28 protein-coding genes are annotated in these 26,949 nt (G+C 66.2%); 18 read left to right on the top strand and 10 right to left on the bottom strand.

Annotated features, from left to right (window positions below; translation table 11 throughout):
* The first annotated feature begins 344 nt into the window (after positions 1 to 344).
* The 3 genes from ctaD (at position 345) to GVL05_RS12685 (ending at position 2,944) form a co-directional block, all read left to right on the top strand.
* Positions 345 to 2,102, top strand: coding sequence for a cytochrome c oxidase subunit I (gene ctaD / locus GVL05_RS12695; protein WP_123293731.1), 1,758 nt, complete (start codon positions 345 to 347; stop codon positions 2,100 to 2,102).
* Positions 2,103 to 2,173: 71 nt separating this feature from the next.
* Positions 2,174 to 2,422, top strand: a complete 249-nt coding sequence (locus tag GVL05_RS12690) for a hypothetical protein (RefSeq protein WP_123293732.1) — start codon at positions 2,174 to 2,176, stop codon at positions 2,420 to 2,422.
* A 63-nt stretch (positions 2,423 to 2,485) separates the two neighbouring features.
* Entirely contained in the window at positions 2,486 to 2,944 is a 459-nt protein-coding gene (locus GVL05_RS12685) for a hypothetical protein (RefSeq protein ID WP_159573343.1), read from the top strand.
* Positions 2,945 to 2,991: 47 nt separating this feature from the next.
* On the opposite strand, the gene GVL05_RS12680 is transcribed toward GVL05_RS12685, so the two are convergent.
* A complete protein-coding gene (locus tag GVL05_RS12680) occupies positions 2,992 to 3,912 on the bottom strand; it encodes a LysR family transcriptional regulator (protein ID WP_235035966.1) in 921 nt (306 codons plus the stop codon).
* A gap of 152 nt (positions 3,913 to 4,064) precedes the next feature.
* Here GVL05_RS12680 and GVL05_RS12675 point away from each other — a divergent pair, with 152 nt between their 5' ends.
* Genes GVL05_RS12675 through GVL05_RS12655 form a run of 5 tightly spaced genes read left to right on the top strand, consistent with a single transcriptional unit; the run spans position 4,065 to position 9,217 of the window.
* Positions 4,065 to 5,129, top strand: a complete 1,065-nt coding sequence (locus GVL05_RS12675) for a TDT family transporter (RefSeq protein WP_235035965.1) — start codon at positions 4,065 to 4,067, stop codon at positions 5,127 to 5,129.
* Positions 5,130 to 5,161: 32 nt separating this feature from the next.
* On the top strand, positions 5,162 to 5,758 hold the full coding sequence (locus GVL05_RS12670; RefSeq protein ID WP_159573342.1) for a uracil-DNA glycosylase family protein: 597 nt from the start codon (positions 5,162 to 5,164) through the stop codon (positions 5,756 to 5,758).
* Positions 5,755 to 6,846 (top strand): thiamine pyrophosphate-dependent enzyme, encoded by a 1,092-nt coding sequence (locus GVL05_RS12665; RefSeq protein ID WP_200849223.1) that lies wholly within the window; start codon positions 5,755 to 5,757, stop codon positions 6,844 to 6,846. The genes GVL05_RS12670 and GVL05_RS12665 overlap by 4 nt, the downstream gene beginning before the upstream one ends.
* Entirely contained in the window at positions 6,843 to 7,859 is a 1,017-nt protein-coding gene (locus GVL05_RS12660; RefSeq protein WP_123293737.1) for an alpha-ketoacid dehydrogenase subunit beta, read from the top strand. The genes GVL05_RS12665 and GVL05_RS12660 overlap by 4 nt, the downstream gene beginning before the upstream one ends.
* Complete coding sequence (locus GVL05_RS12655; RefSeq protein WP_123293738.1) at positions 7,856 to 9,217, top strand: dihydrolipoamide acetyltransferase family protein; 1,362 nt, start codon at positions 7,856 to 7,858, stop codon at positions 9,215 to 9,217. The genes GVL05_RS12660 and GVL05_RS12655 overlap by 4 nt, the downstream gene beginning before the upstream one ends.
* Positions 9,218 to 9,251: 34 nt before the next feature.
* On the opposite strand, the gene GVL05_RS12650 is transcribed toward GVL05_RS12655, so the two are convergent.
* Positions 9,252 to 9,947 (bottom strand): potassium channel family protein, encoded by a 696-nt coding sequence (locus GVL05_RS12650; RefSeq protein ID WP_159573341.1) that lies wholly within the window; start codon positions 9,945 to 9,947, stop codon positions 9,252 to 9,254.
* 577 nt (positions 9,948 to 10,524) lie between these two features.
* Between GVL05_RS12650 and GVL05_RS12645 the strand changes: the two genes are divergently transcribed.
* From GVL05_RS12645 to GVL05_RS12635, 3 genes are read left to right on the top strand one after another with little or no spacing between them, the layout of a single operon-like run.
* Complete coding sequence (locus tag GVL05_RS12645; RefSeq protein WP_123293853.1) at positions 10,525 to 11,127, top strand: recombinase family protein; 603 nt, start codon at positions 10,525 to 10,527, stop codon at positions 11,125 to 11,127.
* Positions 11,128 to 11,132: 5 nt separating this feature from the next.
* A complete protein-coding gene (locus GVL05_RS12640) occupies positions 11,133 to 12,527 on the top strand; it encodes a Mu transposase C-terminal domain-containing protein (protein ID WP_123293740.1) in 1,395 nt (464 codons plus the stop codon).
* Complete coding sequence (locus GVL05_RS12635; protein ID WP_123293741.1) at positions 12,527 to 13,339, top strand: AAA family ATPase; 813 nt, start codon at positions 12,527 to 12,529, stop codon at positions 13,337 to 13,339. Before GVL05_RS12640 ends, GVL05_RS12635 begins: the two co-directional genes overlap by 1 nt.
* A 260-nt stretch (positions 13,340 to 13,599) precedes the next feature.
* Here GVL05_RS12635 and GVL05_RS12630 read toward each other — a convergent pair whose 3' ends face one another.
* A complete protein-coding gene (locus GVL05_RS12630; protein ID WP_123293742.1) occupies positions 13,600 to 13,827 on the bottom strand; it encodes a hypothetical protein in 228 nt (75 codons plus the stop codon).
* 624 nt (positions 13,828 to 14,451) lie between these two features.
* Between GVL05_RS12630 and GVL05_RS12625 the strand changes: the two genes are divergently transcribed.
* Positions 14,452 to 15,804 (top strand): DUF1254 domain-containing protein, encoded by a 1,353-nt coding sequence (locus GVL05_RS12625; RefSeq protein ID WP_123293743.1) that lies wholly within the window; start codon positions 14,452 to 14,454, stop codon positions 15,802 to 15,804.
* Between the two features lie 479 nt (positions 15,805 to 16,283).
* Here the strand turns inward: GVL05_RS12625 and GVL05_RS12620 are convergent, their stop codons facing one another.
* Together GVL05_RS12620 and GVL05_RS12615 are read right to left on the bottom strand one after the other, a co-directional pair.
* Positions 16,284 to 16,532 (bottom strand): hypothetical protein, encoded by a 249-nt coding sequence (locus GVL05_RS12620; protein ID WP_123293744.1) that lies wholly within the window; start codon positions 16,530 to 16,532, stop codon positions 16,284 to 16,286.
* Between the two features lie 86 nt (positions 16,533 to 16,618).
* A complete protein-coding gene (locus GVL05_RS12615; protein WP_123293745.1) occupies positions 16,619 to 16,972 on the bottom strand; it encodes a metalloregulator ArsR/SmtB family transcription factor in 354 nt (117 codons plus the stop codon).
* A gap of 116 nt (positions 16,973 to 17,088) precedes the next feature.
* Between GVL05_RS12615 and GVL05_RS12610 the strand changes: the two genes are divergently transcribed.
* The 6 genes from GVL05_RS12610 (at position 17,089) to GVL05_RS12585 (ending at position 22,705) form a co-directional block, all read left to right on the top strand.
* Positions 17,089 to 18,477, top strand: a complete 1,389-nt coding sequence (locus GVL05_RS12610) for an FAD-dependent oxidoreductase (RefSeq protein ID WP_123654329.1) — start codon at positions 17,089 to 17,091, stop codon at positions 18,475 to 18,477.
* A 5-nt stretch (positions 18,478 to 18,482) separates the two neighbouring features.
* The gene (locus tag GVL05_RS12605; RefSeq protein WP_123293747.1) at positions 18,483 to 19,880 is read left to right on the top strand and encodes an arsenic transporter; all 1,398 of its coding nucleotides are present in this window, start codon (positions 18,483 to 18,485) and stop codon (positions 19,878 to 19,880) included.
* Between the two features lie 20 nt (positions 19,881 to 19,900).
* Positions 19,901 to 20,317, top strand: coding sequence for an arsenate reductase ArsC (locus GVL05_RS12600; protein ID WP_123293748.1), 417 nt, complete (start codon positions 19,901 to 19,903; stop codon positions 20,315 to 20,317).
* A gap of 21 nt (positions 20,318 to 20,338) precedes the next feature.
* Positions 20,339 to 21,736, top strand: a complete 1,398-nt coding sequence (locus tag GVL05_RS12595; RefSeq protein WP_123293749.1) for an FAD-dependent oxidoreductase — start codon at positions 20,339 to 20,341, stop codon at positions 21,734 to 21,736.
* A 14-nt stretch (positions 21,737 to 21,750) separates the two neighbouring features.
* Positions 21,751 to 22,146: a low molecular weight phosphatase family protein gene (locus GVL05_RS12590; RefSeq protein ID WP_123293750.1), complete on the top strand. Its 396-nt coding sequence runs from the start codon at positions 21,751 to 21,753 to the stop codon at positions 22,144 to 22,146.
* Between the two features lie 286 nt (positions 22,147 to 22,432).
* A complete protein-coding gene (locus GVL05_RS12585) occupies positions 22,433 to 22,705 on the top strand; it encodes a hypothetical protein (protein WP_123654327.1) in 273 nt (90 codons plus the stop codon).
* Between the two features lie 658 nt (positions 22,706 to 23,363).
* Here the strand turns inward: GVL05_RS12585 and GVL05_RS12580 are convergent.
* From GVL05_RS12580 to GVL05_RS12560, 5 genes are all read right to left on the bottom strand, one after another.
* The gene (locus GVL05_RS12580; protein WP_159573340.1) at positions 23,364 to 23,924 is read right to left on the bottom strand and encodes an HIRAN domain-containing protein; all 561 of its coding nucleotides are present in this window, start codon (positions 23,922 to 23,924) and stop codon (positions 23,364 to 23,366) included.
* A gap of 77 nt (positions 23,925 to 24,001) precedes the next feature.
* Positions 24,002 to 24,568 carry a hypothetical protein gene (locus GVL05_RS12575; protein WP_159573339.1) on the bottom strand — a complete coding sequence of 189 codons (567 nt, stop codon included), beginning with the start codon at positions 24,566 to 24,568 and terminating at the stop codon, positions 24,002 to 24,004.
* Between the two features lie 16 nt (positions 24,569 to 24,584).
* Entirely contained in the window at positions 24,585 to 25,619 is a 1,035-nt protein-coding gene (locus tag GVL05_RS12570; RefSeq protein WP_123293752.1) for a hypothetical protein, read from the bottom strand.
* Positions 25,619 to 25,870, bottom strand: coding sequence for a hypothetical protein (locus GVL05_RS12565; protein WP_123654325.1), 252 nt, complete (start codon positions 25,868 to 25,870; stop codon positions 25,619 to 25,621). The genes GVL05_RS12570 and GVL05_RS12565 overlap by 1 nt, the downstream gene beginning before the upstream one ends.
* The gene (locus tag GVL05_RS12560) at positions 25,867 to 26,745 is read right to left on the bottom strand and encodes an antitoxin VbhA family protein (RefSeq protein WP_123654324.1); all 879 of its coding nucleotides are present in this window, start codon (positions 26,743 to 26,745) and stop codon (positions 25,867 to 25,869) included. The genes GVL05_RS12565 and GVL05_RS12560 overlap by 4 nt, the downstream gene beginning before the upstream one ends.
* Positions 26,746 to 26,949 lie beyond the last annotated feature (204 nt).

The raw sequence follows: 26,949 nt of genomic DNA, 5'->3' as shown, positions 1-26,949 counted from the left end.
CGAGGAAGATCGGCAGGAACGCTTCCACGAACAGGAGAGCCATGCTGATGCGCCCCAATCAACGTTCGGGTGGACCGCTCAACGGAACGGCTCGCAGCCGGTGTTACGTCGCGACGGATGCATTCGACATGCACGACCAGGCAGTCGCCGACGTCGTCACCGAAGCTGAGCAGGTGGTGCAGTCACATGCCACGACCCGGGTGCGTCACCGCCAGCCTGCTAGCGCTGCTGGGCTCATGCCAGCCCCAGTGCGTGCCTGATCGCTGCCGTCCTATTCGTGTGACCCCAGCGAGCCGGCAGAATTCGCCCAACCAGTCTCTGCACTGCATGTCGAAAGGCAGCTCATGACCGCCACAACCCCGCGCACCACCGACACCGGGGTGCCCGTGTTCGATGCGCCCCGGACCGGCGCAAAAGGAAACATCATTGTCCGGTGGATCACCTCCACCGACCACAAAGTCATCGGCTACCTATACATGATGACCTCATTCATGTTCTTCCTCCTCGCCGGCGTCATGGCCCTCGTGATCCGCGCGCAACTGTTCGAACCGGGCCTCCAAATCGTGGCGACAAAGGAGCAGTACAACCAACTGTTCACCATGCACGGCACGATCATGCTGCTGCTGTTCGCGACACCGTTGTTCTCGGGTTTTGCGAACGCGATCATGCCGCTGCACCTCGGCGCGCCGGATGTCGCGTTTCCCCGACTGAACGCCTTTTCGTACTGGATCTACCTGTTCGGCGGCCTCATCACTGTGGGCGGTTTCCTGACTCCGCAGGGTGCAGCATCGTTCGGGTGGACCGCGTACGCGCCACTGTCGGACACGACCTTCACGCCAGGCCTCGGTGGCACCCTGTGGGTGTTCGGGCTCATCCTCGTCGGATTCGCATCAATCCTCGGGTCGGTCAACTTCATCACCACCATCATCTGCATGCGTGCCCCCGGCATGACGATGTTCCGCATGTCGATCTTCTCCTGGACCGTCCTGGTAACTGCGCTGCTGGTACTGATCGCGTTCCCGGTATTGGCCGCTGCCCTCTTCGGCCTCGGCCTCGACCGTGTCTTCGACGCGCAGATCTTCAATCCCGCCAACGGTGGAGCGCTGCTGTGGCAGCACATGTTCTGGTTCTTCGGGCACCCCGAGGTGTACATCATCGCGTTGCCGTTCTTCGGCATCATCTCCGAGATCATGCCCGTGTTCAGCCGAAAGCCGATTTTCGGCTACAAGACACTGATTTACGCCACCATCTCTATCGGAGCCTTGTCGGTGACCGTGTGGGCACACCACATGTACGTCACCGGCAGCGTCCTGCTGCCGTTCTTCTCACTGATGACGATGCTGATCGCAGTCCCGACCGGGGTGAAGATCTTCAACTGGATCGGCACCATGTGGCGCGGCTCGGTGACATTCGAAACACCGATGCTCTGGGCTGTCGGGTTTCTCATTACCTTCACCTTTGGTGGCCTTACCGGCGTGATCCTGTCGTCTCCGCCGTTGGACTTCCACCTCTCCGACAGCTACTTCGTCGTCGCCCACTTCCACTACGTCGTGTTCGGCACCGTCGTGTTTGCAATGTTCGGCGGTTTCTACTTCTGGTGGCCGAAGTGGACCGGGAAGATGCTCAACGAACGGCTCGGCAAGATCCACTTCTGGTTACTGTTCCTCGGGTTCCACACCACGTTCCTCGTGCAGCACTGGCTCGGCGTGATCGGCATGCCCCGCCGTTACGCGACCTACTTGCCGCAGGACGGGTTCACCTGGCTGAACCAGGTCTCCACGATCGGGTCGATACTGCTCGGGATCTCATTCCTGCCATTCCTGTTCAATATCTACATCACGGCTCGGAAGGCACCCAAGGTGCAGGTCAATGACCCATGGGGGTACGGTCGCTCCCTCGAGTGGGCAACCCAGTGTCCGGTGCCGCGACACAACTTCACCTCGATCCCCAGGATCCGGTCGGAGTCCCCGGCGTTCGACCTGAATCACCCTGAGGCTGGCATCCCGATCGGGCGCGGCCCATTCACAGATGCTCCGGATGGCCCCGTGGTGCATGGCAATTCTGTCAAGCAGGTTGGCGACGAGAACGGGCAGACGTTCTGATGCAACGGACGAGTCGGTCTCGCAGACGATTCAGTGCCAACGACGCGGAACGTGATCGGAGCGTGTCGCGGATGTCGATGAGCATGCGGGAAGCTGCGCAGATCTCGGCCAATGCCCGCAACGGACTGTTGGACCTGTCCGATCCGACGATCCGCCGTCTGGTCGGCGATGCGCACCAGATCACCGTCCGGGCGAGCGTGTGGGGCGACGCACCAGATGGGCAACCCCGCCGGCAGAAGCGGCTGCTGCTCACCGGCGTCTCCCTCGTCGTCTTGATCGCTGCCGCAGCACTGTTCGTTCCGCTGCTGCATGCCGTTTGATCCGTCCCCGACACCCGCCGCCACATAAGGGAGCACCAATGACCCCCCCACACCATCGCCAGCGTGTACCGCGACGTGGTGCATCAGTGGAGCACGCAGTACGCCGGCCGGCGATCGATCATCGCGGTCGATGGTGATTCCGTCGACGCCGTGCACGCGGTTGCGACGGCGCTCGGTGACGCGGTCACTGCAGCTGGCTACGCCGTGCAACACGAGACGATCACTTCGGTCATCACCGCGATGGGAGCACGAGCGGATGTGGCGATTCCCTTCCGCAGCGACCCGGTAGGAGCGGACGTGCTCATCGTGACCGGATGGGGACTGTTGCAAGTGCCCGCTCGAGGGCTCTGGGACTGGACGATCTGGGCCAGTACCGGCATTGTCCGCGCGCCCATCCGTGATGTCGGAGCCGCGCAGGCGTTCACGCAACGAGACGAACCGCGATCCGCAGCGAACGCCATCATCGACGTTTCCAACCCCAACACACCATTCCGTGAATGGAACGACGCGTGCGCAATATGACAACCCCGCGAAGCCGTGGCCGCCAGCTCCGGTTCGCCAGCAGACGACTACACCGGGTGGGTTGCGGTGTGCAGGAACGCCGCGGTCGCGGCTGATGGCGGCGTCGACCAGATCGCGGTAAACCGCCGAAGCGGTGATGGGCCATCGACCGGGACCCGCACGAGGACCCCAGCGTCGACATCCGCACGTACCGAACGGACACTCATCACCGCCGGCGCCACGCCTGAGCGAACGTTCGCGCGAATCACCGCGGTGGTATCAAGCTGCGCCGCCGGTTCCACCATCGTCAACCCCTGGTCACGCAACCACCCTTCCACGACAGCGCGCGTGCCCGATCCCTGCTCGCGCACCAGCAGCGGTGTCGCGGCGACATCCGCCGCCGTCACAGACGCCGCTGACGCCCATGGATGCTCTGCCGCAACGACCACCGTGAGCTCATCGTCCGCAACCGGCATCGCATGAAGATCCACCGGCGTGTGTGGCCCCTCAACGAACCCGATGTCAGCGGCGCCGGTGCGGACGTACCCGATCACGTCGGTGCTGTTCCCCGCCAACATGCGCACACTGATCTCCGGCGCCGCACGACGGGAGCGCAACAACCACTCCGGCAACATCAACTCCGCGATCGTTTGCGACGCGGCAACCGTGATCGTGCCCGATGGCAGCCGCAGTGCATGCACACCTGCCTCCAATCGTGCTGCCGCATCCAACACCGGTGCGGCAAGCTCCATCACCGTCGCCCCAGCATCGGTGAGCCACGAACCCGACGAGGAACGCACCACCAGCTGCACCCCGACCATCCGCTCCGCCGCCGCAATCCGCGCTGACACCGCCTGTTGAGTGATGCCCAACTGGCTCGCAGCCATCGACAACGAGCCCGACTCCGAGACACGCTGCAGCACGTCCAACGTGTCGAGATCCAGCTTCCGGTCCGTCACACGACGTTTCACAAACCATGATTGTGCCACCCCGAAACAGTTCGTGGTTCCACCCCGCCCGAGGTCGGGGTCAGACTGCCTGCATGACCACCCAGACCGCACCGGCACCCAGCACGACCAAGCGGCACGGTGCCCCAAAGCGGCGCACGGTGTTCCGAGAGCTCGATCGGCCAGGGCATATCGTGTCGAACCTGACTCCGAACTGGTTCGCATCCATCATGGGCACCGGCATCGTCGCCGTCGCCGCTGCATCACTCCCGCTGCAGTTCCCAGGGCTGCGCACTGGCGCGACGGTGGTGTGGGCAATCGCTGCGATCCTGCTCATCGCCCTCACCATCGCGACGGTCCTGCATTGGGTGCGCTACCGGGACACCGCGGCGAAGCACCACCTGCACCCGGTCATCTCGCACTTCTACGGCGCCCCGCCAATGGCGTTTCTCACCGTCGGTGCAGGCACGATCCTGCTCGGCAAGGACTGGATCGGCCTCCCCGCCGCCGTCACCATCGACTGGGTCCTCTGGACCATCGGCACCATCGGAGGACTGCTCACGGCAGTGCTCGTGCCGTACCTGGCGTTCACCCGCCACGAGAACAAACCCGACTCCGCGTTCGGCGGTTGGCTGATGCCGATCGTCCCGCCGATGGTGTCCGCCTCCACCGGAGCGCTCCTCCTGTCCTACGCCCCCGCCGGACAGGCACGGGAGACGCTGCTGTGGGCCTGCTACGGCTTCTTCGGCCTCAGCCTCATCACGTCCCTGGTCGTGATCACCCTGATCTGGAACCGTCTCGCGCAGCACAAGGTCGGCGCCGCCGGCATGGTCCCGACTCTGTGGATCGTCCTCGGGCCGGTCGGGCAGTCGATCACCGCCGTGAACCTCCTCGCCTCGAACGCCCCCACCGTTGTCGATGCGAGTACCGCGCATGCCCTGCTGGTCGTGGCGCTGGTGTACGGGTTCGCGATGCTCGGCTTCGCGCTGCTGTGGACCGTCATCGCCCTCGCCATCACCATCCGCACCGCGAAGCAGCACCTCCCGTTCAGCCTGACCTGGTGGTCGTTCACGTTCCCCGTCGGCACCTGCGTCACCGGCCTGAACGGCCTGGCCCTGCACTCCGGACTCACCGTCGTCGCTGGCCTCGCCGTCCTGTACTACGCCGGCCTCGTCGCCGCGTGGATCACTGTTGCCGTCCGCACCTTCCACGGCTCCGTCATCCGCGGCACCCTCCTCGCGCCCCCGAAGCCAGCTTGATGCGGCGATCACCACGTGATGCTGCCGCCGCTGTGCGCGACACCGGTCGGACGTTCGCACCGGCGGATGTTCGGTCGCTGAACGGGTTGGCGGAGATGTGGCGGCTCGCACCGGATGGGACCAGGCGATTCGTGCCGGGCTTCGACGCTCACTCCGGTGGGGTCGAATCCCAGGTCCTGGTGCTGATGGAATCGCCCGGTCCCGCCACGATCGCGGTCGGCGCGGGTGCGATCTGCAGCGAGGACAATCCCGGCCCGACAGTGGCTGCGTTCAGGCGCGCGCGTGCGGAATCTGGGCTGCCGCGTACGGCGTACCTGCGGTGGAATATCGTGCCGTGGGAACTCGCGAGAAGACCCACGCGAGCAGATCTGGTGGAAAGCATCCCCGCGCTGTCGACGCTCCTTGCCTCGCTTCCGCAACTGGCCGCGATCGTCACCTTCGGAGCCACGGCGCTGGACGGCGTCATGCGGTACCTCACCATGACAGACGCCCCGACTGTGCTACCGGTGATCGCCGCGCCACACCCCTCACCGGCCAACGGTCGGCACCGGGCCGAACAACACCTCCGCGCCGTGAATGCGTTACGGGTCGGATGGGCAATTGCGCAAAGGAGCAGCAGACCGTTATGACCTCCCGCACAACGCCGACGCAAGAGCCCGACAACATCCCCGAAGAGCAACAAGCTGAGCTGCTGTCCTTGATGCTCCGAGTGCGGCGGTTCGAGGAACGCGCCGCCCGCGCCTACACGCAAGCCCTGATCGGTGGATACTGCCACCTGAATCTCGGCGAGGAGGCTGCGGTCGCCGGGATCACGACCGCGATGCAGCCGATGGATTACCTGTTCACCAACTACCGGGAGCACGGGTACGCGATCGGCCGCGGAATCGACCCGAACCGGGTGATGGCGGAGTTGTACGGCCGCGTCGACGGGGTTTCCAGTGGTTGGGGCGGCTCCATGCACATGTTCGACCTCACCGCGAGGCTCCTCGGCGGCTATGGGATCGTCGGCGGGCAAATCCCGCTCGCCACCGGGGCAGCCCTCGCGATCGACTACCGCGGCGGCGACGAGGTCGTGGTGTGCACGCTCGGAGACGGGACGACGAACATCGGCGCGTTCCACGAGTCGTTGAACCTCGCCGCGCTGTGGCATCTGCCGATCGTGTACGTCATCATCAACAACCAGCTCGGGATGGGCACGACCGTCGAACACGCCTCCGCGGAACCGAAACTGTACAAGCGCGCTGCCTCCTACCGGATGGCCGCCGAACGCGCCGACGGGCTGCACCCGGTCACCGTGCAGCAAGCGATGACCCGCGCACTCGCGTCAGCGCGTCGAAATGAGCCGTTCCTGCTGGAACTCACCACCGAACGCTTGAAAGGCCATTCGGTGGTGGACCCGGCGAAGTACCGCACCGACAGCGAAACGGAAGCGCTCCGCGAGCACGACCCGGTCGCCGCCTACCGGGCGGCGCTGATCGCCGCAGAGATCATCGACGACGATGCCGCCGCCGCCATGGACGCCGCCGCCATCGCTGCAGCCACCGCGGCAGCGGACTACGCCGCGAACAGCGCCCACCCGGACCCCAGCACCCTGTTCGACTACACCTACGCCACACCGGTCCCGAACGACACGCGCCGGCTCCCTGCACAGCCGCTGTTCCCACCGCCCACTGACACGAACTATCCCGCCACGACAAGTCAGGAGCAGACCCGATGACTGTGATGAGCTACCGGGACGCGCTCCGGATGACGCTCCGCGAGGAACTCCTCGCGGACGAGAACGTGCTCCTGCTCGGCGAAGAGATCGGGATATTCGAAGGGTCGTACAAAATCACTCAGGGGCTGCTCGAGGAGTTCGGGCCACGCCGTGTCCGCGACACCCCAATCGCGGAAGAAGGGTTCACCGGTGCCGCGATCGGTGCCGCGATGCTCGGACTGCGACCGGTGGTGGAGATCATGACCATCAACTTCTCCCTCCTCGCACTCGATCAGATCGTCAACCACGCCGCGAAGATCTACGGCATGTTCGGCGGGCAGAGCCGCGTACCGCTAGTGATCCGCACACCAGGTGGCGGCGGTCAACAGCTCGGTGCAACGCACTCGCAGAACGTGGAGCTGTACTACGCGTTCGTACCCGGTATGAAAGTCGTCGCACCGTCCACCCCAGCGGACGCACGTACGCTCCTGCGTGCGTCGATCCGGGACGACGACCCGGTGCTGTTCCTCGAGAACCTCGCCCTCTACAACATCAAGGACGACGTACCCGATGACGTCGACGACGTCGAAATTGGTCGCGCCGCTGTCAGCCGCGTCGGGTCTGACGTCACGCTCATCGGCTACTCACGCACCGCGCACCTGGCGCGGCAAGCAGCAACACGGCTCGCCGAGGACGGCATCGACGCCGAAGTCATCGACCTGCGAAGCCTCCGCCCACTCGATCGCGAGACCGTGATCCGTTCCGTGCGGAAGACCCACGCCGCGGTCGTCCTTGAAGACGACTGGCTCACTTACGGCATCGGCGCGGAGCTTGCCGCGTCGATCTCCGACGGCGCCTTCGACGACCTCGACGCACCAGTCCGCCGCGTCGCGATGGCCGAAGTTCCCCTGCCATACGCCAAGCCCCTCGAAACGGTGGCCCTTCCCGCGCTCGAGGACGCGATTACCGCCGTCCACGAAACCCTCCACGCGGTCGGCTGGCGCGCCTCCGACCGGAACGGAACGTCCCGATGATCCAGATCACCATGCCGCGGCTGTCGGACACGATGGAAGAAGGCGCCATCTCCGCCTGGCACAAGCACCCCGGCGACATCGTCGAAGTCGGCGACATCCTCGTCGAGATCGAAACCGACAAAGCCACCATGGAATACGAAGCCTACGACGCTGGCACCTTGACGGAGATCCTCGTTCCCGAAGGAGAGAACGTTGCGATAGGGACTCCCATCGCGACGCTCGACGACGGTTCCGGCCCCGCGCTCAGCCCGGCGGATGGCCAACGCGCGGACTCGCCCGCCGATGAGCACACATCGCCGACCACTCCAACGTTCGTCCCCGCTCCCGCGTTCGACACATCATCCGAGCACGACCACCCCGCACGCACATCGGAAGATCCCCCCGTGGAGCCGCAACAGCGTGAACGCTCCGAAGGCATACCCGCGCCGGCAGAGCACATCGCGTTCGCGTCCCCACTGGCACGCAAACTCGCTCGCGAACACCACGTCGACATCGCCACCGTTCACGGATCGGGCCCCGGCGGCCGCCTTGTCAGGGCTGATGTCGAAGCCATCATCGACGCGGACCAGAGTGCTGCAGCTTTAGAGCACGATGTCCCGTCGACGGCAACGCTCCCCGTGCCTGGCAGCGCCTCCACACACCATCAGCAAGACACCGACGCGGACGTGACGACGCCGATGACCGGGACGCGGAAGGTGATCGCTCGCCGACTCACCGAGAGCGCCCGCACCATTCCGCACTTCACCGTCACCGCCGTCGCCGACGCTGACGCCCTCATTGATCTGCGCACCATGGTGAACGCATCACGGATCAGACAAGACACCGCGAAAGTCAGCCTCAACGACTTCATCGTCAAGGCCGCAGCCCTCGCCCTGGCCGCGCACCCGGCCATCAACGTCTCCTACCAAGACGACCCGGATCCTGCGATCACGCAGCACACTGCAGTGAACATCGGGATCGCGATGGCCGCGCCGGCCGGCCTCGTTGTCCCGGTCATGACACATGCCGACACCAGAAGCGTCAGCAGCATCAGCGCCGCCAGCCGATCCTTCAGCGCCCGTGCGGCGGATCGGAAACTGCAACCCGCCGACATGACCGGCGGCACGTTCACCGTCAGTAACCTCGGCATGTTCGGCGCGGAGTCCTTCACCGCCATCATCAACCCGCCCGAAAGCGCAATCCTCGCCGTTGGAGCAGCGACGGCGGACGCTGCCGTACACGACGGCAACCTCGTCGTCCGCCACAGGATCCGCCTCACGCTCTCCGCAGACCATCGCGTCATCGACGGCGCCCTCGCCGCTCAATACCTACAGACGCTCACCAGCCTCCTTGAAGACCCGATCTCACTCTTACTATGACGCCACGGAACGATCTGGACACCGTGGCAGGGAATCATTCACCCGACGGCGGTCGACGTTGCTGCAGCTCCTCCGGCAGCGACCGGATCTCGGCAGACAGTTCACGTAGTTCACGCCGGGTCGCGATCTGTGCTTCGTCGTCACGTCGACCGACCTGATCAATGATCCAGCTCGCGATTGTCGCGGTAACTACACCCAGCAGCGCGATGCCACTGATCATCACTCCCGCGGCGATCAACCGACCTGTCTCGGTCACCGGGGTCAGATCACCGTACCCAACGGTCGTGATCGTGACCAACGCCCACCACAGCGCATCCCCGAATGACACAATCGTCGCGCCGTCGGCATGCCGTTCCACATCGAGGATCGCTAACGCGGACACGAACACCAGCAAAGCTGTCGTCACAATCACGTACACGATCACTCGCCCGCGAACGGCAGCCCCGGTGCTCCGCTGCAGGACTCGGAACAGCTGCGCGAGCCGCAACAGCCGTAAAGGCCTCAGGAACGGCAACGCAAGAGCGGCCAGGTCCACCAGATGGTGCACGAACCACCGACCACGATGACGCGCCAACAGGAGCGTCAGGAGGTAGTCCACCACGAACATCGCCCACGTGACGTTGATCACAACATCCGACACGAACGCGCTGCGGCCGTGATGATCGGCGAGCACCTCCACCGCATACGCAGCAAGAAACGCTCCCGCCGCGATCGCAAGCGGCCACCGCATTACCCGTTCCCACCGCTGCTGTGTCCACCTCACATGTGCACGATATTGCCCCTCGCCTCAGCCAGCACCTACCGAAGACCTCCCCGCGACCACGTCGACCCCCGCTCCGAGCGGGCCGCCCGAAACCGGACTCCTGGGACGCCAGATCCTGCGCCTAACCCTCACCTCGCGGGAACCACCGATTCCCGTCCGACCCGACGACATCGGGCGCGGCCGTCGCTCACTTGCCGGACTGCTCGAGATGCTCCCCGAACTCCGCGCCGTGGTCGCCAGCGGCGGTATGGCCATCGACAGCGTCATGCGACACCTCACCCTCCACGCTTGCGCCCGCGTCATCCCCGTCCTGGCAACGCCACACCCGTCACCGGCAAACGGACGCCATCGTTGAGAGCACCACCCGCAGCGGCTCCCTGCAAAGCCCGGATCTAGCTATGTGCCGATAACGAACCATTCCGCTACAACTGTCCGAACCGACGCTCCGGCAATATGCGAGACGGCGTGTCTTGTAGCGGAACTCAGTCCCGGAATCTACGTGTCGCCTCTACCCCTCCTGGTCGAGTTTCGCTACGTTCTCTTCATGGGGCACCTCCTCGGGTACGCGCGTGTATCCACCACCGACCAGGACGCGTCATTGCAGGTCGATGCGCTGAACGCTGCCGGCTGCTTCCGCGTATTCGTCGACACCATGTCTGGGTCACTCGAGCACCGACCAGAACTCGACAAGCTCCTCGACCAGATCCGCCCCGGCGACACACTCGTCGTCTGGCGTCTCGACCGACTCGGGCGCTCGATCCGGCACCTCATCGACCAGCTGCACGGCCTCGCGGACCGTGGTGTCGGATTCCGGTCGCTGCAGGAGACCATTGACACCACCTCGCCCGGCGGCCGCCTCGTCTTCCACGTGTTCGCGGCCCTGGCGGAGTTCGAACGGGACCTCATCAAGGAGCGCACCAATGCCGGCCTTGCTGCGGCTCGCGCCCGTGGCCGCACCGGCGGGCGTCCACCGCGGCTGTCCTCTGACCAAGTCCGAACGGCGCGCCGGTTGTACGAGCAGCAGGACATGACCGTCGCGCAGATCGGAGACGTCCTCGGAGTCAGCAGGACGACCATTTACCGCACGCTCGCGAAGCACACCGAGGTCATGACCGCTCGACGCACCAAGCCCTCCCCGTCGATGTAGCGACCGTGGACGCGGACGAGCGGTGGCGAATCCTTCGACTGCATGTCGATGACGCGATTCCGCTTGCCGAGCTCGTCCGCACAACGGGTGTGCCGCGTCGGACCCTGACGCGGTGGCTCGCCCGCTACCGAACAGGCGGCTACGACGCGCTCTCCGACAGTGTTCGCCTGGATCGTGGGGTCAGGCGCACATCGCCGGATCTCGTGGCTCTGGTTGAGGCACTGGCCCTGACCCGGCCACGACCTTCGATCGCCACCATCCACCGGCGCCTGGTCGAGCGCTGCGCTGGCCGCGACGCCGATGCACCGTCGTACTCGACCGTGCAGAACATCGTGCGCGCTCTCGACCCAGGGATGGTGACCCTGGCGCTCGACGGGCCTGCATCGTACCGGGATAAACACGAGCTGCTCCTCCGGCGTCGAGCGGACCAGCCGAACGCGGTCTGGCAGGCCGATCACACGATGCTCGACATCCTGATTGTCGGCCCGGACGGGAGGCCGGCTCGTCCTTGGCTGACCGTCATCCTCGACGACTACTCCCGAGCGGTGTGCGGGTATCTGGTGTTCCTCGGTGCGCCATCGGCGGCGAACACCGCGCTCGCTCTCCGGCAGGCGATCTGGCACAAGGTCCAACCCGATTGGCCCATCTGCGGCATCCCCAACGTGCTCTACGTCGACCACGGGTCCGACTTCACCAGCCACCGACTCAGTGCAACCGCCGGATCACTGCACCTTCGGATCGTGCACTCCGCAGTCGGTCGACCGCAAGGCCGCGGAAAGATTGAGCGGTTCTTTGGCACCGTCAACACGGAACTGCTCACCGGCCTGCCCGGCCACCTGACGACGAAGACGCCCGCTCCGTCACCAGTCCTCGACCTCGCTGGCCTCGATGCGGCTGTCGTGGCGTTCATCGGCCGCTACAACACTCGCATTCACCGGGAAACGAAACAGTCCCCGGTGGACGCATGGATCGCTGGCGGCTGGCTGGCCCGCATGCCCGACTCCCTCGAACAGCTCGACGGATTTCTCCTGACCGTGCCGGCGTCCCGGATCGTGCAACGCGACGGCATCCGCTTCCAGGGCCTTCGCTACACGTCACCAACACTGGCACCGTTCGTCGGGGCGACAGTGACGATCCGCTACGACCCACGAGACATCACCGAGATCCGCGTGTTCCACCGCAACATCTACCTCTGCACCGCAGTCAACCCGGAACACCAGAGCGAAACCGTCTCCCTCAAACAGATCCAGGCCGCGAGAAACGCGCACCGCCGAGCGCTCCGCGGACAGATCCAAGAACGCATCGCTGTCGTCGAACATCCGCCAGCGCAGGAGCCACCGTCCGAGCCCGTATCTCAGCAGCGCCGACGGAGGCTCCGTACCTACGAGGAGGACCAGTGATGCCCAACCAGTTCGTCGTCACCAAGGAACACCGTCGATTCACGGAGTTCGCCGACGCCGTTCGCAAGCAACAGACCATCGGAATCTGTTTCGGCGCCGCCGGCGTCGGCAAGACGCTCTCGGCCCGCCGCTACGCACACTGGGACCTCATCGGACCCTTCATCAAGCAATGGGGTCCTCGATCCGAAAGCGACCTCAAGGTCTACGCCGCTGCCCACCGAGCGCGCACCGTCTTCTACACGCCGCAGGTCGCTGCTTCCCTGCGGTCCCTTCGCGACCAGCTCGACTACGACCTACGCCACACGAACATCCTCGTCGAGGAACACCTCCGACTCATCGGTCACACCGTCAGCTACCGCCACGGTCAACCACCGTCCCAGCTCGAGCTCGTCATCGTCGACGAAGCGGAACGGCTTACCGCCACCGCGATCGAGTGGCTCCGCGATCAGTACGACCGCACAGGCACAGCGCTGATCTTGATCGGGATGCCCGGCATCGAGAAGCAATTCGCGCACTACCCGCAGCTCTACAGCCGTCTCGGCTTCGCACACCAGTACCGCCCACTCGGCCACGACGAGCTGCTGTTCGTCCTCGAACGCCAGTGGCGAAAGCTCGGCCACACCCTCGACCCTGACGACTTCACCGACGCCCAAGCCGTCGCCGCCATCGAACGGATCACCCGCGGTAACTTCCGCCTCCTTGAACGACTCCTCCCGCAGATCCAACGCGTGCTCCGCATCAACGAACTCGACGTCATCACCAACGACGTCATCGAAGCCGCCCGCAGCACTCTTGTCATTGGCGTCAGCTAACAAGCCAAAGAACGATGCCCGAACCGGGCCATGAGGCGCTGCCGCTCACAACGAGGACCCATGAAGAGAACGTAGCGAAACTCGTTGGACGGGGTAGTAGCGGGACGTAGATTCCGGGACTGGGTTTCGCTACAAGACACGCCGCTGTCGCCGATGTCTCACCGCGACCTCGGCCCGCTGTAGCGGAATCGGAGGTTTTTGATACGTCCGGCAGACAGAGCTCTCCTGACCGAATGAGGGACGGCTTTTTGAGCCGGCGGTTACTTCTGCCCTCGGCGTGCTCGACGCAGGTCTGCGACGATGCGAGCGCGCTCGGGATCCTTGGCCAGCGTGCGGTCGTCGATGACATCGATGACGTGCTGGATCAGTGCGACGACCTGCTTGGGCAGGACGACACTGAGCACGCCACCGACGACGGCGATGACGCCGGTCAGGGCAGCGGTACCACCGGAGGCCGTCAGCATGTCCACCGTGTCGGTGATGGGCATGATGCCTCCTTCGGGGTTGGCCAGATGTGGCCAGAACCCACCCGGCTTCGGGTGGGGGCATGAGGGCGCCGACGCGCAGCGAGGTGCGGCGGCGGATAGCAGGAGCGTCGAGCGCTTCCCACGGATGCCCTACTCAGATCAGGGCATGAAAAAAGCCGGTCCCGAGAGGGCCGGCCAGAGGCAGGGTCGTGCTGTCTTCAGTGTCAGCGTACAGAGCGGATGCGACACCCGGGAGATTCCGGGCAGACGCGTGCCGAGCGGGTCTCACAGTAGCGGAGCGGCCGGGCATGAAAAAAGCCGATCCAGAGGACCGGCTGTGGGCGCGCACTATGAACGCACGACGATGCTGACACATCTGACGGGCATTCGGCAAGAACTTCGTGGACAGTCGCCGCGCTTACCGCGGTCTCCGCCTACTGTCGCTGTCACGGTGGCGGTCAGGTGCCGCGCCGAGGGGGTGGGGCTTCTAAAGGCGAGCTTCGCCCCCGCCTTCTGCGCTGGCCGGCGCCCCAGGAGAGTGGTGATCTGCACCGCACTCCCTGCGACCAGCTGGGCGGCCGCCGCACGGAAGACCACCTGTTTCGGGTGGCGACCTCGGCGGGCTCGGCGGATGGACTCAGCGGCATGGCCGAATCGAACGATCCCCTGACAGGCGACATCGACGTGCAGCTCGTCACGAACGCGTACATCTACGGGTTCCCCTTGGTGTTCAACCTGCTCCAGGTGCTGCGGTTCACGACGGACGGCATCGGCGCAGTACCGGCCGCTGCGTTCAACACATTCAGTCACGGACGCACCCTTGCCGGCCCCGATGACACCTTCGTGACGATCAACAACGACACGCTCTACTCGATGGCTCAAGTCGACCTCAGCAGCGGGCCGGTGACGTTGCACGTGCCCGACACGGCAGGGCGGTACTACGTGCTGCAGTTCGTCGATGCCTGGACGAACAACTTCGCCTACGTCGGACACCGCGCCACCGGCACCGCCGCAGGCGACTACCTGCTCGTGCCACCGGACTGGGACGGCGAACCTGACGATGACGACACGGTCATCAGGTTCCCGACCACGGTTGCCTCCATCGTCGGACGGTGGGCAGTCGACGGCGACACCGACCTCCCGACGGTGCACGCGCTCCAAGACGCGACGACGTTGACTCCCCGCACGCCTGATGCTGCACCACACGGGCTGGCCGTTCCCGACCCGGAAGTGCCGGACGCGCTGGCGTTCCTCGAGCGCTTCCGCGTCTGGTCGCAGCAGTTCCCGCCGGCGCCGCGTGACGCCGCAGTGCAACGGTCCTTCGCAGGGCTCGGCGTGAATTCGGCGGCGTCGCCGTACGTTGGTTTGCCCGACGACGCCGTGGCGGCCCTGACGTCCGCACTCGAGGGGGCCTCAGCCCGACTGCGGCAGATCCTCGAGTCCGGCTCCAGCCCGCAGGTGAACGGCTGGAAGATGACGCTGCACGTGTTCGACTACAACCTCGACTTCTTCGAGGTCGGCGCGCTCGACGACGAGCGGTTCCGCATCGAGGATCCGACCGTTCGCTACGCCGAGCGTGCCGGTGCGGCGCTCGGCGGGTTGTGGGGTAACCACGCCTACGAAGCGGCCTACGTGATGACGTTCGTCGACGATCACGGCGACCAGCTCGACGGCACGCACGAGTACACCTTCCGCCTCGCACCACCGCCGCCGGTGGGTGCGTTCTGGTCACTCACGATGTACGGAGTGCCGGACTTCTTCCTCGTCGCGAACCCCATCAACCGCTACTCGATCGGCGACCGCACGCCGGACGTCGCCCAAGACGCCGACGGTGCACTCACGGTCACCATCGCGCACCAGCAGCCCGAGTCGCCCGATGCGAACTGGTTGCCGAGCCCCGCGGGACGATTCCGTCCGGTCCTGCGCATGTACGAGCCAGGTGACGAGGTCCTCGACGGGCGCTGGACCCCGCCCGCAATCGTGCGCACCGAACGGTAAGTCCCGTCGACGTCGCGAGCTACGCGACGAATCTGACAGCTAGAGCTACGACACAGAACAAACCGGCCACAGGCTTTCCTCCCTGAGGGCGTGGCCAAGTCCGCCAGGCCCGCGCGAGGTGCGCGGGGTTCGAGGTGCCGATGAGGACCGACAGCGCCGCTAATGCCGCTGGTGGACTTGGCGGCTCACGGCATCCGTGCGTAGGAGCGGAGAAGCTGCGCCAGACCGAGGGGCGATTCACCCTCATTCTGGGCATGAAAAAAGCCGGCCCCAAGTGGGTCCGGCTGATGAGGCAGTTCTGCTGCGTGGTAGCGCGCGTCGCGGGTGACCGCAACTCCGGAAGGAGATGCACTTCACCCGAGCGTCTCGATGGTACGGCCAGAAGCTGGCATGAAGAAAGCCGACCCAGTGGGGATCGGCTTTTGGGCGCACACGCTCGACGCGGGTTCAGCGTACTGCCGAAACGGACAGGCCTGCAACTACGCGGATCCGAGCGGCTGGCTATCGTCGGGCTCTTCGGGCGGCTGGCTCTTGAAGCGCGAGTCTCGGCGGGCGACAAGTCGTCGTCGGTACTCGGCCAGGAACGGGCCTCTCTGCACGTACACGGTTCCGTTCACCTTGACGGCGAGCACCCCTGCGTCGATGTAGCGGTTGAACGTGCGCGCGGTGATGCCGATGTGGCGGCAAGCGCGTTCCTTGGTCCACCACTCTTCGTCGTCTGGGAGCACGGGGGGTTCCAGTCCTACGCGCCGGCGTCGACCGCGCCGTCATTCACGGGCACCACTGACGGCACCCGTGGCGATGCCATGTCGGGCTACTTCGTCGGGGCGGTGATCAGCCCGGCGAGGGTGTCCAAGGCGCCGGGGACTAGGGAGAAGTACGCCCAGGTGCCGCGCTTCTCGCGGTGGAGGATCCCGGCGTCGACGAGGACCTTGAGATGGTGTGACACGGTCGGCTGGGACAGGCCGAGCGGTTCCTGCAGGTCGCACACGCACGCCTCGGCGCCGTCGTGCGCGGCGACCATCGAGATCAGCCGGAGCCGCGCCGGGTCGGCGATCGCCTTGAGCGACTTCGCCAGGACCTCAGCGGACGCCTGGTCCATCGGCTCGGTGGTGACTGGCGAGCAGCACGCGGTGACGTCCTGGATGGGAAGCAGCTCGATCGTCATGGGCTCATCCTCCCACGGACTTCGACACGCGTCTATATTTGCGTTCATCGATATCGACGTGCTTCGATGTACGCGCCGTCTTTCGGCTCCCGCTCGATCCTTGAAGGACCAGCCTGATGACTCACCTCCTCGCCGTCGGTGGCAGTGACGCCGGCATTGCCGCGGCGCTCCGCGCCCGTGAACTCGACCCGTCGACGGATGTGACGGTGGTGCTCGCGGATGAGTTCCCGAACTTCTCGATCTGCGGTATCCCGTACTGGGTGTCCGGGGATGTCGCCACGGAAGCGTCGCTCGCGCACCGCTCCCGCGCCGACCTCGAGGCCGCCGGTATGACCGTCCGCTCCTCCACGTGGGCTTCCGCCGTCGACGTCGACCGTCGCTTGCTGACCGTCATCGGTCCCGCCGGCGAGGATGAGATCTCCTACGACGAGCTGCTGATCGGCACCGGCGCCGAGCCGGTGCGTCCGGCTGGGGTCCCGTTCGGGGAGCCGGGCATTCACCTGCTGCACTCCATGACTGATGCCGAGCAGGTCGTCGCTGCCCTCGAGCTGCTGCCGGCGGGGAGCCGGGTCGCGGTCGTCGGTGCCGGCTACATCGGCCTGGAGATGACCGAAGGGCTCGTCGCCCGTGGGTTCGACACCACGCTGATCCAGCGCGGCCCGGAAGTGCTCTCCACCCTCGACCCAGAACTCGGCTCCCTTGTCACCGCCGAGGTCCGCCGCCACGGCGCGACCGTCCTGACTGGTTCCACCGTCACCGGGATCACACCAACCGCCGGCGGTGAGTGGCGCGTCGCCACCAGCTCGACGTCCGGTGATGCGGAGGGCACGTTTGCGCTCGTCGTGGTCTGTGTCGGTGTCCGCCCGGTCACGGACCTCGCTGTCGCTGCCGGCGTGCAGCTGGGTCAGGCCGGCGCGATCGTCGTCGACGCGTCCATGCGGACTGGGGTGCCGCATGTGTGGGCTGCGGGTGACTGCGTCGTGACGCACCACCGCCTCCTCGGCACGACCTGGTTGCCGCTCGGTACGACGGCGCACAAGCAGGGTCGCGTCGCCGGGGAGAACATGCTCGGTGGTAGCAAGGTCTTCGCAGGTTCCGTGGGGACGCAGGTGGTGAAGGTGTTCGACCTCGTCGCCGCCCGCACCGGCCTCCGCCAGCACGAGACCGGCCCACTGGACGTGTCGCCGCTGACGCGGGTGACGGTGGCGGATGACCACAAGCGGTACTACCCGGGTGCGGTGCCGCTGACGATCAGCGTCACCGGCGACCAGTCCACGGGCCGGCTCCTCGGTGCGCAGATCGTCGGTCAGCGGACTGCGGAGATCAGCAAGCGGATCGACACGTTCGCCACTGCCCTTTACGCGGAGCTCACCGTGGACGACGTCATCGATCTCGACCTCTCCTACACGCCGCCGCTCGGATCCCCGTGGGACGCCGTGCAGGTCGCCGCGCAGGGCTGGGAACGCGCCGCCGCAGCGGCGAACCAGGCCGGGGTGACCGCCTGATGGTGATGGCTGTGGTCGCGGCGGCGATCTTCGTCGCGACGCTCGTGGTGGTGATCTGGCAGCCCAAGGGCTTCCCGATCGGCTACACCGCGCTCATCGGCGCCGTCGTCGCCCTCGCCACCACTGTCGTTGGCCTCTCCGACGTCCCGACAGTGGTCGGGATCGTGTGGAACGCGACGCTGACGTTCGTCGCGGTGGTGCTGATCTCGTTGATCCTCGACGAGGCCGGGTTCTTCGAGTGGGCGGCCCTCCACGTCGCCCGTTGGGGCCGCGGCAACGGACGGCTGCTGTTCGTCCTCATCGTGGGCCTCGGCGCCGTCATCGCCGCGGTGTTCGCCAACGACGGTGCCGCGTTGATCCTCACCCCGATCGTCGTCGGGATGCTCCGAGCCCTGAACATGCCGCAGAAGGCAGCGCTGGGGTTCATCCTCGCCACCGGGTTCATCGCCGACACCGGCAGTCTGCCGTTTGTGGTGTCGAACCTGGTCAACATCGTCTCCGCCGACTACTTCCACCTCGGCTTCGCCGAGTACGCCGCCGTCATGATCCCCGTCGGCATCGTCTCGGTCCTGGCGTCCCTCGGCATGCTGCTGGCCTACTTCGGCAGGAGCATCCCGAAGCGGTATGACGTCCTCGCCCTCACTAACCCCGCCGCCGCGGTGAAGGACCGAGCGACGTTCCGCGCCGGCTGGGTCGTCCTGGCACTGCTGCTCGTCGGCTACTTCGCCGCCGACCCACTCGGCGTCCCCCTCGCAGCCGTCGCCGGTGTCGGTGCCGTCGTGATCGTGCTCGTTGCCGCCCGGCAGCCTGCATTCCTCTTCGCCCGCACTGCGTCTGCACCGGTCCTCGTTACCACCGGCGGCACCGCCACCGTCCGTGCCGCTGGTGGCGGAGCAGGGGCGCCGTCGGGGCGGGTGATTCCGGTGTGGAAGACGATCCGGGAGGCGCCGTGGCAGATCGTGCTGTTCTCCATCGGCATGTACCTCGTCGTCTACGGCCTCCAGAACCAGGGCCTCACCGACCACCTCGCGACGCTGTTCGACGTGTTCGGTGACCACGGGGTCCTCGTCACCGCGCTCGGCGTCGGGTTCACCATCGCGATCCTCGCGTCCCTGATGAACAACATGCCCACCGTCCTCATCGCCGCTCTCGCCATCAGCGGTGCCGGAGCGACCGGGCTGACGCACGACGTGATGGTCTACGCCAACGTGATCGGCTCCGACCTCGGCCCGAAGATCACCCCCATCGGCTCCCTCGCAACGCTGCTGTGGCTGCACGTGCTGGAGAAGAAGGGCATCCACATCGGGTGGGGGCAGTACTTCCGCACCGGCATCGTCCTCACCATCCCCGTCCTCGCCATCACCCTCGCCGCCCTCGCCGGCTGGCTCACCCTCATCCACTGAACCCGGAAAGACACACACCCATGAGTGACAAGCCCACGATCCTGTTCGTCTGCGTCCACAACGCCGGCCGCTCCCAGATGGCCGCCGGCTACGCCCAGGCCCTCGGCGGCGACCGCGTCGAGGTCCTCTCCGCAGGCAGTGAGCCGAAGGACCAGATCAACCCGATCGCGATCCAAGCGATGGCCGAAGACGGCATCGACATCGCCGGCAACCAGCCGAAGATCCTCACCACCGACGCCGTCCGCGACTCCGACGCCGTCATCACGATGGGCTGCGGCGACGCGTGCCCGATCTTCCCCGGAAAGCGGTACGAGGACTGGGACCTCACCGACCCCGCCGGCCGCGGCATCGACGACGTCCGACCCATCCGCGACGACATCAAGCACCGCGTCCAGACGCTCCTCGCCGAGCTGCTGCCCACCGAAGCAACCGCGTAACCGACAAGGAAGCCGCAGACCATGACGCTCACCCTCACCGTCCCACTCCGCACCGACGCGGACCGCCTCGCCGGGCTCCCCGTTGCCGTCATCGGTGCCGGCCCCGTCGGCCTCGCTGCCGCCGCGCACCTCCTCGAGCAGGGGCTCGACGTCGTCGTCTACGAAGCTGGCCCGACGGTTGGGACCAGCGTCCGCGCCTGGGGGCACACTCGCCTGTTCTCCCCGTGGCAATACGTCATCGACCCTGCCGCTCAGCGTCTCCTGGAAGCCACCGGCTGGGAAACGCCCCGGGCGTCATCGCTGCCCACAGGTCACGACCTTGTCGACACGTACCTGGCACCCCTAGCTGCGACCCCGCAGCTCGCACCGGTGATCCAGTACGGCACCCGCGTGGAAGCCGTGTCACGGCACGGCATGGACCGAACCCGCTCCACCGGCCGCGCCGACACCCCATTCCTGCTCCGCCTCCACACCGCCCACGGGACACACGACGTCACCGCGCGTGCGGTCGTCGACACCTCCGGCACCTACACGTCCCCGAACCCCCTCACCGCCGCTGGGCTTGCACCTGCCGCGGACCTCGGCGACCGGGTCGTCCACGCGCTGCCTGACGTCCTCGGCGCAGACCGGGACCGGTTCGCCGGTCGTCGGGTGCTCGTCGTCGGTGCCGGCCACTCCGCGGCAAACACACTCATCAAGCTCGCCAGCCTCGCCAAGACCGCGCCGGGTACCGACGTGCTCTGGGCGATTCGTAACCCGGGCACCGCCCGGCTCGGAGCGGACGCCGCCGACGGGCTCGCTGCCCGCGGGCAGCTCGGCTCCACCGTCCACGGGCTCGTCGAGTCCGGTCAGGTGCAGCAGATCGCGTCGTTCGAGATCGACGACGTCCGACCCGATGGCGACCAGGTCACCGTCACCGGCCGACGTGCCGGAGAGCCGTTCGAGGTGAGGGTCGACGTGATCGTGAACGCGACCGGGTTCCGACCCGACCTCGACATGCTCCGCGAGATCCGCCTCGGCCTCGACGACATCGTCGAAGCACCACGAGCCCTCGCACCACTGATCGACCCGAACCTGCACTCCTGCGGCTCTGTTCCCCCGCACGGTGTCGCGGAGCTTGCGCACCCTGAGCCGAACTTCTTCATCGCCGGCATGAAGTCCTACGGCCGCGCACCCACGTTCCTGCTCCTCACCGGCTACGAGCAGGTCCGCTCCATCGCCGCCGAACTCGCCGGAGACCACACCGGAGCCCGACAGCTCGAACTCGTCCTCCCCGAAACGGGTGTCTGCTCCACCGACATCGGTGGCAGCTCCTGCTGCACCACCCCGGCCGCCACTGCCACTCCCGCAGCTGAGGACGCTGCCTGCTGCACTCCGCCTGACTCGGCTACCGGCAACACCTCGTGCTGCACCAACTGACCGAACCTGCGTCCATGACCACGAAGCCCACTGTCCTGTTCATCTGCAAGCACAACGCCGGCCGCTCCCAGCTCGGCGCAGCACTCCTCGAACTCGCCGCACCCGACCGGTACACGGCCACCTCCGCCGGCATCAGCCCAGCCGACGAGTTGAACCCCTCGATCGCCGCGACCGTGGACGAGCTCGGCCTCGACATCACCGGACGCATACCCCGGCGCGTGACGCCCGACCTACTCGAACAGGCGGACATCGTCGTCCTTATGAAGCCCGGCCTTGAGCTGCCTGCAGAACCACGCGGCACGGTCCTGGAGTGGTCGTTCCCTGACCCGACCTCCTGGTCGCCAGACGACGTGCGACCGATGCGGGACGCCGTCGCGGAACGCATCGAGCGAGAGCTCCTGCAGCCGTAGCAACCGGCCAACCCGACACGGAGCGAAGTCCGACTCACGACACGGAGCAAAGCTGCTCACACCATAGGTCATCCACGTTTGCAGACTGACGAGGTGCGGTGACGTTCACTCCGTCCCGACAGCCGGTCGTTGGCTGGGCACTTCGCTGACTCGGGGCGGTGAGCCGTTCCGTCCTACGTGGCGCCGGGCAGCTCCGTCGCACATAGGTGGTCCGGAACGAATCTCAGTAAGGGCGCGTCATACGGTCGCATTCCAAGCGTCGGTGCCTGTTCGTACGATCCGTGTCGTGGGTCGTCGTCGTTCGAATCGTTGGGTGCCGCCGCAGCCGTTCTCGCTTGAGGAAGAGGCGCGAGGCGAGGACGTGCGGGAGCTTGAGCAGCCGATGCCGGTGTACGCCTGGTTCCAGCTGCCGGACAGGCTTATTCGCCGAGATGATGCGGTCGCTCGAAGCATGACTCGTGATGCGGTCTGGGTGGAAGCGGGTCGCGGCGAGACGAAGCTGACGGCATGGGTGTTGCGGAGTGCGGTGCGGCATCGAGCCGAGGAGCGGTCGAGCTGATCCGCACTGTCAAACGCTGAATAGCGTGCAGCGACGTCCCACAAGTACTTGCCGCGCCTCGTCGGTGAGCAGGGAGGTCGAACCCTCCGAGGCGACGCTCCACGTGTTTCGCCCCGGTTCAACGACGGCGAAGGGTTGCGCGTCGGCGTAGATGGCGAGGACCGTTCTATCTGGCGCTGTGCGGCCGAGATCGAGAAGCAGCTCACCGCGCCAGGTGGGTACTCGGGCGGTGTAGCTGTATGGACCGTCGGGTGCGTTGTCGGGTAGATCGAACAAGCGGTCAGAGCCTGTCCCCACGAGCACCGCGTGGGCGGCGGAGCGTCCGAGGAGATCGGCGATGTCGAACAGTGCGTCGCTGACGAAGGGGGCGGTTTAGAAAGGCACTCCACCAGTGCGGACGTCCATGGTGCTCCGTGCGGAGGAGGACGAAGCGAGCGTTGTCGCGAGTCTCGCTGACCACGAGGACGCTACCGACGGTCATCTGTGCGAGGAGTTCTGCGGCGCCGGTCAGCGTGAGGGGCTTGGCTGCGGTCTCCGCGTTGAAGCGCGAGTTCTCAAGCGAGTTGTCAGTCACATGGGGAGCTATGCGGCGAAGTCCGATGCCCGTCAAGCGGCCCCTTACGGAGTGTGGCGGATCGCGTTCGCAGGGCGCCCCTGGTCAGGGGGATTCCCGTTTGACGGGTGGGTGGCCGCGGACGCCGGCGATGTTCGGCAGGTGAACGAAGAGCGAGATCCGGTCGGTTGGTGGTTCGCCGCGAACGCGGAACGCTGCCGCGCCGATGCGGTCAAGCTCTGGTGCGAACAGGCGTGCCTTGGCTGCGGAGATGTGGCCGACTTTTCGTGTGGCGTCCCAGACGGCGACGGCGTTGTTGTCATGTCGGTTCCGTGGTTCGCGCACGAGCCAGTACTCGTGCCCGCCGACGGAGTGGCGGTGCCGGTCCGGCACGTAGGCGAAGGTGCCCTTGACTCGGAACCGGGAAGCGGCCAGCGACGTGAGGTCCTCGGCGTCGCTGAAGTCGGGGTGACGCTCCCGACGTTCTTGTGCTGCCGCTTGCAGCGTTGCAGCGGGCGCCCCGGTCGCTACCTTCGGCTTCGCTGGCTGCGAGGTCGTGTCCGGCGGGGTGGATGAAAGCGGAGCCCGTTTCGATTGGTGCCGGAGCGCGCGGACGGCGAAGTACGCGATCACCAATGCGCATAGGACGACGAGCAAGGCAGCCACGATCGAAGCGTACGGACGCTTTCGACTCGGCTGCAATGCCCCACTCGAGGGCACGTCTCCCCGGTTGCCCCAATCGGCTACCCGTCGATCGGTGTCCGCAAGTGTTGATTCAACGCCGCGTCCAGTTCTCGCGGCAGCCACAGGAACCCGGGCGCCTGATTCGGGGCCTCGGGGACCGCATGCAGTGCTGGAACGAGCTGAGTGATGGCGTCGTTGACCGTGACGACCTGCGCCTCGTATACGTCGGCCTGGTACCAGCGCGGCCCGACTCGGGTCCGGGCGCCACCGTCTGGTCGTGCGGTGACGGGCCAGCACGACCACCGCCACTGGTAACCGACTCTGGAGACATCGCCGCAGACGTACACGCGGTCGGCCCAGCCGAGGACTTCGAAGGTGTTGACGCTGCCGAACGTGCCGGCGTCGTCGAGGTCGAAGGTGCGCATGATCGCCGCCCACGGGTTCTGCGGGGTGCGTGCACGGACGATGTCCTTCGCCTGCTGCAGGTTGTTGAGCGGCTCCCATGCTGTGCGGGTGTCGTTGTCGCGGTACCAGAACTCCTCCTCGGCCTCCGCGTCCGGGGCCAGCAGTAGGGAGGGCAGGAGCTCGAGGGCTCCTGACGCTGCCAGCGTGTTGTCGATCCTCATCTCGGTTTGGTGTTGGTCACGATGGAAGATTCCAGCGGAGGTCGTAGACAGTGTCGGCGAGGAACTGGAGCCGGTTGCGGATGTCGTGGAGGGCTTTGTTGTCGTCGTCGTTGCGGGTGTCGGCGCGGAGGAGTGTGTTGGCGGTGATGAAGTCGTCCGTGTGGTTGCTGTACCCGGCTGCTTTCGCGGTGGGGAAGATGGTGGGGTCGGCGGGGATGATGAGTTCGGTGCCGGCGTAGTCGTGGTCTTCGGGTTCGAAGCCGAGTCCGGGCATGTCGATCTCGGCCGGGGCGTAGGCGACGAGGCGGAACGGCGGCGGAACGTGGTCGGGCCGGAACCGGGATGCGTCGCGTTCGGTCGCCCACCTGCCCGACATCAGGCAGCCCGCACCGATCAGAACTTCTGCTTGATGCTGAATCGGCAACGCTGACCGCCACCTCGCGCGGATTCCACCCACCCCGGGATAGCACGCGATCGAAAAGTCCACGAGGCCGCCGACCTGACGGGATTCCCATCCGATGCTGGTCCTGTGCACGCGTTTGCCAAGTCGTGCGAGTGCGTCATCCACCTGCCCCGGCATGAATCCTCCACGTTCGACAAGTTCGTCGAAGGTGGCCCCGTTCACGGCGAGCATCCGTGCCACAGCGAACGTGATGTAGATCGGGGCGGCGTCCTTCCACCGATCCCTGCTACCCAACCGCTGCTTCCCGTCTGCCCAAACGCGCCGTCGCTCGACGTCAACGAGGAGGACGTTCGCGTTCTGTTCCGCGAGCGCGATCAGCGACGGTGACAGCACCCGCGGCACCAGCAGGATCAGTTCAGAGTCGTCGTGCTGTTCGGTGCGGGGGTTCTTAGTGGCGGTGTGAAGGCGCGCTCGGCGTCCGTCGGCGAGGCGGAGCATGTCGTACGACTCCACGACCGCGTGCAGGCGGGCGAGGGCGAGGACTCCGAGGGCGTCGGTGAGGTCCGCGGTCTCGCCGAGCCCGTACGGGAGGGTGATCTGCGGTCGTCCGGCCCAGGCGTCGGCGACCCATTGCAGTGCTGGGCCCATCAGCGGCGCTCTTCTGGGGTGTCGGGTCGGATGAGGGCGATGAGCCAGCGGGCTTCGGTGAGGAACGGCTCCCACCCGTCGCGGGTGTCACCGTGTGCGGGTTCACAGCGGTAGCCGCCGTCGCTGTCGGTGCTACTGACGAGGACCTGCCGGAGCTCGGAGTCCGGTGGGTCCCGGAAGTACATGTGTCCGTGGGTGCCGGCCATGTCGAACGCGACGGTGAGCAGGAACAGCTCCGGTCGGGTGGTCACCACCGCCACCGCCGTCCGCGGAACAAGGCGATGACGGTGGCGACGGGCCGTCCTTGCTGCATCCAGGCCAACGGTGTCAGGGGCACGTCGTCGACGCTGAGGAACTGCCGGGGTGTGGTCATGAACTCGGTCATCGCGGCCGCGTCGAGTAGCCGCTGCGGCGCTGCCGCGAAGAGGACGTCAAGCCCCGGCAGGAGACTGGCCGGGTCGCCGAACTCGGGGAGGGCGGGTTGGACGATCTGCCAGGTGGGGATTCGTTCTTCGCCGTCGAGGTCGAAGCTGGTCAGCAGGTTCGACCCGAACAATTCACCGACCTCATCAACGCTGATCTGCAGCGCGGCGGCGGCTTCCGCTTCCGTGAGAGTCGCTTCCAGCAGGTGCCGACGGATGCGCGCCTGCGTCGCCCGCCACCACTCCTCGGGCACGTCAGCACCATCAGCAGGAGCGGCACCGGGTGCGCCTGCGATCTGTCGGCCTTGGTCGGTGTAGGCCTGGAGCTGGTCGATGCTGATCTCACCGCGGGCGTACATCCACAACTGGCCTTGCCAGGGCATGTCGTCCGGGAACCCTTCGAGGTAGCCGGAGTGGATGACTTCCCGGACCGCTTTTTCCCGCTTCGCGATCTCGGAGGCGGGGATGAGCAGGGTTTGGACGATGCGGTTCGCTTCGCGTGTTGCGGGGATGGTCAGGTCGGTGAGATGCCGCCGGTTCCGGTCAACGAGCTCGTAACCGGGCTCTTTGTCGCTGTGTTCAATCATGATCCGCGCCATCGACGCTGCCGGGTCGTCGGTGTCCTCGAGGAGGACATGCCCCCAGAGGATCCGGTCGTTCGAGAGGTGTAGGGAAACCAGACGCATCATCAGCAGTACCTCCAAGAAATCGTCAACAGGCGAGCGGGACCGGGGCAGGTCAGCTGGCCGGTGGGTTGGGTCGGGTTTGTTGACGCCGAAGTAGAACGGACCCCTTTGTGCCGAACTGGGGCGGACCCCTTCTGGGGTTGTTGAGCTTAGTTGTTCTCGGTCTGGTTGATGAGGTCGCGGCGGCCGTGGGTGCGGTAGGAATCGCCGGAGAGGGTGAGG

It is taken from the genome of Curtobacterium sp. 18060 (assembly GCF_902706105.1).
Classification (GTDB): domain Bacteria; phylum Actinomycetota; class Actinomycetes; order Actinomycetales; family Microbacteriaceae; genus Curtobacterium.
This window is presented reverse-complemented; position numbering and strand designations above follow the sequence as displayed.

Excerpts from the sequence above, each read along its gene's own strand:
- ctaD (WP_123293731.1), top strand. The coding sequence starts at position 345 with ATGACCGCCACAACCCCGCGCACCACCGACACCGGGGTGCCCGTGTTC.
- GVL05_RS12690 (WP_123293732.1), top strand. The coding sequence starts at position 2,174 with ATGTCGATGAGCATGCGGGAAGCTGCGCAGATCTCGGCCAATGCCCGC.
- GVL05_RS12665 (WP_200849223.1), top strand. The coding sequence starts at position 5,755 with ATGACCTCCCGCACAACGCCGACGCAAGAGCCCGACAACATCCCCGAA.
- GVL05_RS12660 (WP_123293737.1), top strand. The coding sequence starts at position 6,843 with ATGACTGTGATGAGCTACCGGGACGCGCTCCGGATGACGCTCCGCGAG.
- GVL05_RS12655 (WP_123293738.1), top strand. The coding sequence starts at position 7,856 with ATGATCCAGATCACCATGCCGCGGCTGTCGGACACGATGGAAGAAGGC.
- GVL05_RS12650 (WP_159573341.1), bottom strand. The coding sequence starts at position 9,947 with ATGCGGTGGCCGCTTGCGATCGCGGCGGGAGCGTTTCTTGCTGCGTAT.
- GVL05_RS12645 (WP_123293853.1), top strand. The coding sequence starts at position 10,525 with ATGGGGCACCTCCTCGGGTACGCGCGTGTATCCACCACCGACCAGGAC.
- GVL05_RS12635 (WP_123293741.1), top strand. The coding sequence starts at position 12,527 with ATGCCCAACCAGTTCGTCGTCACCAAGGAACACCGTCGATTCACGGAG.
- GVL05_RS12630 (WP_123293742.1), bottom strand. The coding sequence starts at position 13,827 with ATGCCCATCACCGACACGGTGGACATGCTGACGGCCTCCGGTGGTACC.
- GVL05_RS12625 (WP_123293743.1), top strand. The coding sequence starts at position 14,452 with ATGGCCGAATCGAACGATCCCCTGACAGGCGACATCGACGTGCAGCTC.
- GVL05_RS12615 (WP_123293745.1), bottom strand. The coding sequence starts at position 16,972 with ATGACGATCGAGCTGCTTCCCATCCAGGACGTCACCGCGTGCTGCTCG.
- GVL05_RS12610 (WP_123654329.1), top strand. The coding sequence starts at position 17,089 with ATGACTCACCTCCTCGCCGTCGGTGGCAGTGACGCCGGCATTGCCGCG.
- GVL05_RS12605 (WP_123293747.1), top strand. The coding sequence starts at position 18,483 with ATGGCTGTGGTCGCGGCGGCGATCTTCGTCGCGACGCTCGTGGTGGTG.
- GVL05_RS12600 (WP_123293748.1), top strand. The coding sequence starts at position 19,901 with ATGAGTGACAAGCCCACGATCCTGTTCGTCTGCGTCCACAACGCCGGC.
- GVL05_RS12595 (WP_123293749.1), top strand. The coding sequence starts at position 20,339 with ATGACGCTCACCCTCACCGTCCCACTCCGCACCGACGCGGACCGCCTC.
- GVL05_RS12590 (WP_123293750.1), top strand. The coding sequence starts at position 21,751 with ATGACCACGAAGCCCACTGTCCTGTTCATCTGCAAGCACAACGCCGGC.
- GVL05_RS12575 (WP_159573339.1), bottom strand. The coding sequence starts at position 24,568 with ATGAGGATCGACAACACGCTGGCAGCGTCAGGAGCCCTCGAGCTCCTG.
- GVL05_RS12570 (WP_123293752.1), bottom strand. The coding sequence starts at position 25,619 with ATGGGCCCAGCACTGCAATGGGTCGCCGACGCCTGGGCCGGACGACCG.